The organism is Micropruina sp. (assembly GCF_047607385.1).
Taxonomy (GTDB): domain Bacteria; phylum Actinomycetota; class Actinomycetes; order Propionibacteriales; family Propionibacteriaceae; genus Micropruina.
The window spans coordinates 45,283-52,112 of sequence record NZ_JASGDE010000104.1 but is presented as its reverse complement, the minus strand read 5'-3'; the positions used below and the strand labels follow the sequence as shown (position 1 = coordinate 52,112).

General features: G+C 70.2%; 7 protein-coding genes and 1 pseudogene. All 8 read right to left on the bottom strand.

Annotated elements, in window-relative coordinates:
* Positions 1-311: pseudogene (locus QM582_RS09680) on the bottom strand (hypothetical protein); the annotation flags it as partial.
* A complete protein-coding gene (locus QM582_RS09675) occupies positions 308-565 on the bottom strand; it encodes a hypothetical protein (protein ID WP_415083906.1) in 258 nt (85 codons plus the stop codon). The pseudogene QM582_RS09680 and the gene QM582_RS09675, both read right to left, overlap by 4 nt.
* Before the next feature lie 6 nt (positions 566-571).
* The gene (locus QM582_RS09670; RefSeq protein ID WP_415083904.1) at positions 572-1,885 is read right to left on the bottom strand and encodes a peptidoglycan-binding protein; all 1,314 of its coding nucleotides are present in this window, start codon (positions 1,883-1,885) and stop codon (positions 572-574) included.
* Positions 1,882-2,400: a hypothetical protein gene (locus tag QM582_RS09665; RefSeq protein ID WP_415083902.1), complete on the bottom strand. Its 519-nt coding sequence runs from the start codon at positions 2,398-2,400 to the stop codon at positions 1,882-1,884. Before QM582_RS09665 ends, QM582_RS09670 begins: the two co-directional genes overlap by 4 nt.
* The gene (locus QM582_RS09660) at positions 2,397-3,110 is read right to left on the bottom strand and encodes a hypothetical protein (RefSeq protein ID WP_415083900.1); all 714 of its coding nucleotides are present in this window, start codon (positions 3,108-3,110) and stop codon (positions 2,397-2,399) included. The genes QM582_RS09665 and QM582_RS09660 overlap by 4 nt, the downstream gene beginning before the upstream one ends.
* On the bottom strand, positions 3,107-4,162 hold the full coding sequence (locus QM582_RS09655; RefSeq protein WP_415083898.1) for a hypothetical protein: 1,056 nt from the start codon (positions 4,160-4,162) through the stop codon (positions 3,107-3,109). Before QM582_RS09655 ends, QM582_RS09660 begins: the two co-directional genes overlap by 4 nt.
* On the bottom strand, positions 4,162-4,920 hold the full coding sequence (locus QM582_RS09650; protein WP_415083896.1) for a hypothetical protein: 759 nt from the start codon (positions 4,918-4,920) through the stop codon (positions 4,162-4,164). The genes QM582_RS09655 and QM582_RS09650 overlap by 1 nt, the downstream gene beginning before the upstream one ends.
* 20 nt (positions 4,921-4,940) lie before the next feature.
* Complete coding sequence (locus QM582_RS09645; protein ID WP_415083894.1) at positions 4,941-6,752, bottom strand: tape measure protein; 1,812 nt, start codon at positions 6,750-6,752, stop codon at positions 4,941-4,943.
* Positions 6,753-6,830 lie beyond the last annotated feature (78 nt).

Sequence of the window (6,830 nt, the reverse complement as noted above, 5' to 3'; positions counted from 1 at the left end):
GCACCCCGTGCACCGCGAGGGCCGGTCGGGCCGCGGACGCCCTGGACGCCGCGCGGCCCGCGTTCTCCGCGCTCCCCACGATGGCCACGCGGCCCTGTGGAGCCTCTGGCGCCGGCCGGTCCGGCCTGGCCCTTGGTTCCGGGCGTCCCAGGCTGTCCTGCGGGTCCTGGTGGCCCGGCAGGGCCGGTTGCGCCGGCGATGGTGGCGGCGATCTCGGCGCGGTAGCCGGACACGCCGACAAGGGTGACCGCGTTCGCGACGGTGGCGATCAGCACGAGGGCCAGCACGGCGGCGGTAAGGCGGTTGGTCATGACCAGCGCTCCCGGACGCCGGCCATGCGGCGCGACGCCAGCTGGTCGAGGTCGACGCGGAGATCGTCGGGCAGCGCTTCCCACGCGGAGGCTTCGCCGTCGCGGCAGTCCTTGAGCCAGCGGCGGAGTTCGCGGGCGAGCCGGATCGCTTCGATCATCGGGAAGCCCTGCGCCCGGTAGTAGGCGAGGGCCGCGACGAACGTGGCCGCCGACGTCGAGACGGTGGCGATCGCCGCGGCGACGACCTCGACCATGGCCGATCAGTTCTTCCGGATGGCGCGCACCATCCAGCCGTAGTGATCGCTCAGCGTGCCGGGGTCCAGCAGCGTGCTTTCGGTGGGACGGATCGAGCCGCGGAACCAGACGGCGTCCAGCTTGCCGGTCGCGCCGCCGCGCAGCGTGTCCACCGCCTCGGTGAGCCGACGGAACCCGAGCTGCTCCATCACCGAGTCGTGCAGCGCGGTGTTGAAGTCCCCGCCGACGATGGTCGGGACGGTGGGCCGGGCGACGGCCTTGAGTATCGCCCTCAGGTCGCCCAGCTTGCCCTCGACCTTCTCGGCGTCCGACCAGCCTGCCGGGTAGGAGGCGTTCGGCGGGACGTGCAGGCTCACCACGTCCAGCTCCAGGTCCGAACCCTTGAGGTCGGCCAGGGTGGCCCGCACAGCGCCGTGGTAGGTGGTGCGGACGTTCACCTGCGCCTGGCCGCGCTTGGCCCACAGCCGGGCGTCCCACCACAGCGAGACGTAGCCGGTCGCGATGCGCTCCCACGGGCGGAAGGGCGTGCTGCGGGCGAGTGCAGCGATCCGCTCGCCGGATGTCTCGCACAGCAGCATCAGGGACGGCTTCTGCTTTGCCAGCCACGCCGGCCAGGCGGGCGCGTCGTCCGGCACGCCGGCGGTGTTGGTGTTCCAGCGCTGCGCCAGCGTGTTGACCTGGACGAGGCGGAGCCCGCGCTCCGTGGGCGCCGGCTGCGGCTTGAGGATCGGCCAGGTCTTGGCGCCGATCACGCCGTCGACGGCGGACGCTGGGAACCCGGCGGCGCGCTGAGCGGCCTCGACCGCGGCCTCGGTCTTCGAGCCGAACACCCCATCGGCGGTGACGCCGAGCAGCCGCTGAGCGTCAGCGACGGCGAACTTGGCGGTGGAGCCGACCCGGAGCGCCCGGGCCTTGTCCCGAGCGCTGTCGTACTGCCAGTGCCACCGCTCGGACGGGACGGTGCGTCGCCACCCGTAGTCGTTGGCGCGGCAGTACTCGGCCCGGCCGATCTCGCGGGGGCTCTTACCTCCGTCAGTGCCCTGCGCGAGCCAGCTGTGCGCCCCGCTGGGCGCGTACTTCCCGCCGGTGGTGGTGTGGGCGTCCATCGCGACGCCCATGATGTGCGGAGCGGTCCTGGACGGCTTGGCGGCCACCGGTCCGCGGCCGGCCCGGTAGGCGTCATAGAGCGCCTGCTGCTGCGCCATGGTGCGGCTGTAGACGTCGATGCCGCCGGCGGGCATGCCGGCGGCCAGCATGCGACCGTAGGACGCGGCGGCGTCAGAGCGGAGCTTCCCACCAGGGACGGGGACGAGGGTCACAGCACCCTCCGCACGAAGAACGACGCCGGAGACTGGTCGCCACGGATGCTCGCCGCCGACGTGCAGTAGCAGCGTGGCCTGAGCGTTTGCCCGGCCGTCAGCTGGACCTCGGTGGCGACGCACATCTGGCTGTACCCGGACGCCGGGCCCTCGACGCGGGCCAGGAGCGCGCCGGCGTCGCCTTCGATGAAGATGAGGCGCCGGGTCGAGTCGGACCCGAACGAAACCGTCAGTCCCACCGTGTACAGGCCGGCCTGCCCGGCCGGCACGGTGAAGATGCCGGTGGACGCGTTCCACCCGCTGCCGACGTTGTACTGCTCGGTCCATCCGTTGATCGTCGAGTCGCCGGAGCTCATCGCCTTGTTCGTCGTGATGACGCCGCGGCATCGGGGCAGGTCGGACGGTTCCGGGTCGGGCGGGTCGACCGGGTTGAGCAGCGACTGGATGTCGTCGTCGAGGTCGTTGAGGTGCTCCCAGATGCGGGTGTGGCTGCTGGGTGAGAATCGGGTGCTCATCGTTGGTCTCTCCATTTCGCTGTGACTCGCAGGCCTGGACCGTCGAGTCGCATGTAGTTGCTGGTGCCGACGATCCCGATGCCGCCGGCGGCGCCGCTGTTGAAGTCGTCCAGCCACGACGTCGGCACGGTCCACGACTCGACAGACCCGGGCCCGCCGAGCAACGGCCCGGATGCGGTGTCCCGCACGGTCGGCCACCCGGACGGCTTCGACGTGCCGGCCAGCAGCGCCATGGTGGGCCGCTGCTGGCTGTACGAGCCGTAGGTGAGGCGTTCGCAGCGGACCTTCATGCTGGTGATCGACCCGGGCAGGCTCTTCAGCTTCTTGCCGTAGAACGCTGCACCGCGCGACATGCCCCAACTGGACGGGCCCTGGATCATGTGGCTGGTGTCGCCGCGCCACTTCCCGTCGCGCCATGTGCCCGACCAGGTCGGTGGGATGGTGTCGGTGCCGGTCACGATCTGCGCCGTCTCGGGCGAGTCTTCCTCGGGTGCGGGCGGCGCGATGATCGGCCCGGGCGCGGTGCCGAGCAGAGCGACCGCCCACAGCTGCCGGTCCTGCTCCAGCAGCAGCAGCCAGTCACCGGCGACCGCGACTGACCCGATCTGCCGATCCACCGACGCCCAGTCGAGATCCGTTTTCCCCTCGCGGCGGACCTGGATCAGCCCAGCGGCCGCGACACCTTGCGCCTGCCCCTTCGTGGCCCTCACAGCAGCGCCACATTCGTTGTCGTCGCTGTCCGGGTGAGCGCCAGGTTCGTGATCCGGGCCAGGCCGTCGACGCCGTAGCGGGCGGAGCGGACGTGCACCACGTCACCGACTTCGAGCCGCGGGTCGGGCAGTGACACCACCCCGAACCGGAGGGTTTGCTGCACGGCACGGCGGGTCATCCGCTCAGCGATCGCCCGCAGCTTCACCCGGTCGGACGGGTTCAGCGGGGACGCGAAGAATGCCGGGTTGTACCCGTAGGGGCCTCCCCACTTCATCGGCCCGTCCGGCATCGTCCACACCTCGGTGATCGGCTCGACGTCGCCGTCCGGGACGGTGGACACGACATACCCGTTGGGTGGGTCTTCGTCGGTGTCGCCGTCCGGGTCGAGTTCGACGAGGGTGCCGCCGGCACCGTCAACCAGCTGCGCAACCGCCGGCCCGGGCGCGGTGTCGTTCCACGGTGGCAGCACGACCGCGGTCGCGGAGTCATCGATGACCAGCCGCGCCGGCCGGGACTCGATGATCTCCCACACCGCGGCGAGCCGGTCCTCCTCCCACGTCGTGACCGGCTGCACCGCATCAGCTGGTGCGGCGTCGAAGTCGACAGGCAGGATGCCGCGCAGCAGATCTGCCAGGACAGCACGCCACGTCTGCCCGGTCTTGCTCTGCAGCGGCCTGGTGAACCGGGCCCGCTCGACGTCGCGGAGCAAACCGATCCCGGTGCAGCGGATCACGGCACCTTCCCGGACCGGCCGCGCCGCCCGATACCAGCCCCACGTCACCAGCTGGTCGCCGTACCCGACCCGCACCCGGAACCGTTGCCCCACAGCCGCCAGCGGATGATCGGGCGCGACGGGCCGCCACTGGTCGAGGGCCGGCACGGAGAACTCGACGGTGCCCGGCACCGTCACCCCGTAGGTGTCGGTCACCTTCCACGACCCGGCCACGACCGGGATGACGCCCAGCAGGTTCTCACCGAGCCAGCTGGTGATCTCGATCGTGAGGATCCCGCCGGCCCGGATCTGCGCATCGGTCCATTCGGTGTCGCGCATCAGATGCCCCCGGACAGGTCGGTGGCGGCGATCTCGCCGAGCGTGGCCCACATGGTGGCGATGTCGGCCAGGACACCAGGTGCGGCCTCGTGGAGATCTTCGAGGGTGTCGCCGGTCGCCTGATCGCCCGGGCGGGGCGGGCCAGGCAGGTAGATGCACTCCGACCACAGGTGCAGCCGAGCCACGTCGATCGGACGCTTCACCAGCCGTGCCGGGGTCAGGTCCCCGGTCGGCTGAATCCACCGGTCCGGATGGACGCCGCACGAGCAGCGCAGCAGCATCGGCTGCCCCGACAACGCGAGCGCCGCGACCGTCTCGGCCTGGTCGTCGGTGACGGTGAGCAGCTGCAGCTGCCCGTAGTAGCCGGTCGGGACGTCCCCGACCGCGACCGGCTGCTTGTCGCCTTCGATGGTGACGACCTGCATCCTGGACCGGACCGTGAGTTCGTCGTCGACGTCAACGACGCGCAGCATCGTCTCAACACCGGCCCACGGGTCCGACAGCACCGGCAGCGGCGACGTCAGGGTCAGCGGCGCGGTGGCTGCCTCGCTGCCGTCTGCGAGCACCACCACCCACGACTGGGGCCGGTTCAGGCGGCACTCGGCGTCAATGATCACCGTCGAGGTGGCCGGTATCCCGATCGCGCCGAGCACCGGCGCCCGGTCGCTGCCGTCCTGCCGGTACACGTCCATCGTTTCGCCCGGCTCGGCGTCCGCCACGGTGATCACGATCCGGGCCGTCATGTCGGTCGCCGTCACCGCGCTGATCGTCGCCGTCGTCACAATGTCACCCCCACGAGACGCCGCGGCCGCGGATCCGCGGCCCGCACCTCATTGATGAGCCGGGCCAGGTCGTCACGCGTGATCATCCGGGCCAGCAGCTGCCGCAGCAGGTCCACGATCTCGCCCGAGTCCGTCGCACCGCCGCCGTCGACCCCGCCATCGGCGAACGGGACGACACCGAGCCGCCGGCCCGTCTCCCACCAGATCGACCGCGACCGGGCACGCTTCGACGACGCCAACGGAATGTACGCCTCGCCGCCGGTTTCGTCCTCGGCCCACACCCGCCACGCACCGGCCGGCGCGATCTGCGCACGGTGCTGCTCCCGGCCAAACCCGCCGCTATTCATGAAAATCGCACCGTCTGCGACGGCTCGCATCACGAACTTGTTGCCCTTGATCGAGACCGTGCCGGCTGTCGAATTGATCGATGCCTGGATGCGGACCCGCTTGTCCTTCAACGCGGCGATCTGCTTCCGCAGACGCTCAACCTCTTTGGTGTCGCCCTTCGCTTTCGCCGTGACGACTTTCCCCTTGAGCGACTTGATCTGCTTGTCGAGCGCCTGGACTTGTTTCCGCGACTTCCCGGTGTCGACTTTCGGGTCTGGGATCGCCTTGATTCCGTCAGCGGCTTGCCGGGCGCTGGCCGCGATGCCGCGCAGCCCGGCAGCGGCAGTCTTCGCCCAGCCGAATCCGGGTACGTTGCCGAGCGCGTCGAGGAACCCGGCGACACCATCGATCACCCAGGCGAAGCCGCGCACGATCGCCTGGATCGCCGGCCGGAGCGCGTTGTTCCACAGCCACCGCCCAGCAGCACCCACCGCGGCGAACGCGGTGTCGCAGACGGCCCGGAACTCGTCGCTGGTGTTGTACGCGACGACCAGCGCAGCGACAAGGGCGGCGATCCCGGTGATGATCAGCCCGATCGGGTTCGCTCGCGCCACCACGTTGAACGCGGCCTGCACCACCGTCCACGCCTTCGTCGCTTTCGCCGCACCGGACACGTACTTGACGAATCCGCCGGCCGCGGCCGCCTTCTGCGCAACCGAGATTGCGGTGAAGCCGCCCGCGAGGGTGGTGAGCCCGGCACCCAGCCCGAGCAGCTGCCCCTTATTGTCCGACACCCATTTCGTGAACTCGCCCGCCTTCGCAACCCAGTCGGTGAATCCGTTGATGATGTCTATCAGGGTCGGCTTGATCGCGGTGATCGCATCCGACAGCTGCCCGGTGATCGTCGCTTCCAGGTTTCCGAGCGCACCCTCGAACGTCTTCGTCGATTTCGCTGCTTCCTTCGCGACCGGCTTGTTGCCCAGCTGCGTGATCGCCTTGTTGAACTCGGCGGCGGTGATTTTTCCCTTGGCCATGGCGTCGCGGAAGTTGCCGGTGTAGGCGCCGTTCTTCTTGAGCTGGGTCTGCAGGACACCGGAGGCGCCGGGGATCGCGTCGGCGAGCTGGTTCCAGTTCTCGGTGGTGAGCTTCCCGGCGCCGGCGGTCTGGGTGAGCATCATCGCGACCGACTTGAACGTGTCGGCGTTGCCGCCGGCGACGGCGTTGAGGTTGCCGGCCGCCTCGGTCAGCCCGGAGTAGTCCTTGATGCCGTTCGCCGCCAACTGCGCCGTGGTCGACTGGATGGTGGCCAGGTCGTACACGGTCGCGTCGGCGTACGCGCGGGCCCGTTTCGTGGCCTCGTCGATCGCTCCCGACTTGAGACCGGCGAACGACAGGGTCTGCTTGAACTTGTCGGTGGCGTCGGTCGCGACCGCGGCCTCACCGGCGAACGTGACGAGGCTGTCGACGGCCCGGGTCGCCATCGTTGAGGCGAAGTTCCCGATCGCCGACCCGATCGCCGACCACACCGCGGTCTGGCGCTTGCTGGCCTTCTCCGACAC

Excerpts from the sequence above, each read along its gene's own strand:
- QM582_RS09675 (WP_415083906.1), bottom strand. The coding sequence starts at position 565 with ATGGTCGAGGTCGTCGCCGCGGCGATCGCCACCGTCTCGACGTCGGCG.
- QM582_RS09665 (WP_415083902.1), bottom strand. The coding sequence starts at position 2,400 with ATGAGCACCCGATTCTCACCCAGCAGCCACACCCGCATCTGGGAGCAC.
- QM582_RS09655 (WP_415083898.1), bottom strand. The coding sequence starts at position 4,162 with ATGCGCGACACCGAATGGACCGATGCGCAGATCCGGGCCGGCGGGATC.
- QM582_RS09645 (WP_415083894.1), bottom strand. The coding sequence starts at position 6,752 with ATGGCGACCCGGGCCGTCGACAGCCTCGTCACGTTCGCCGGTGAGGCC.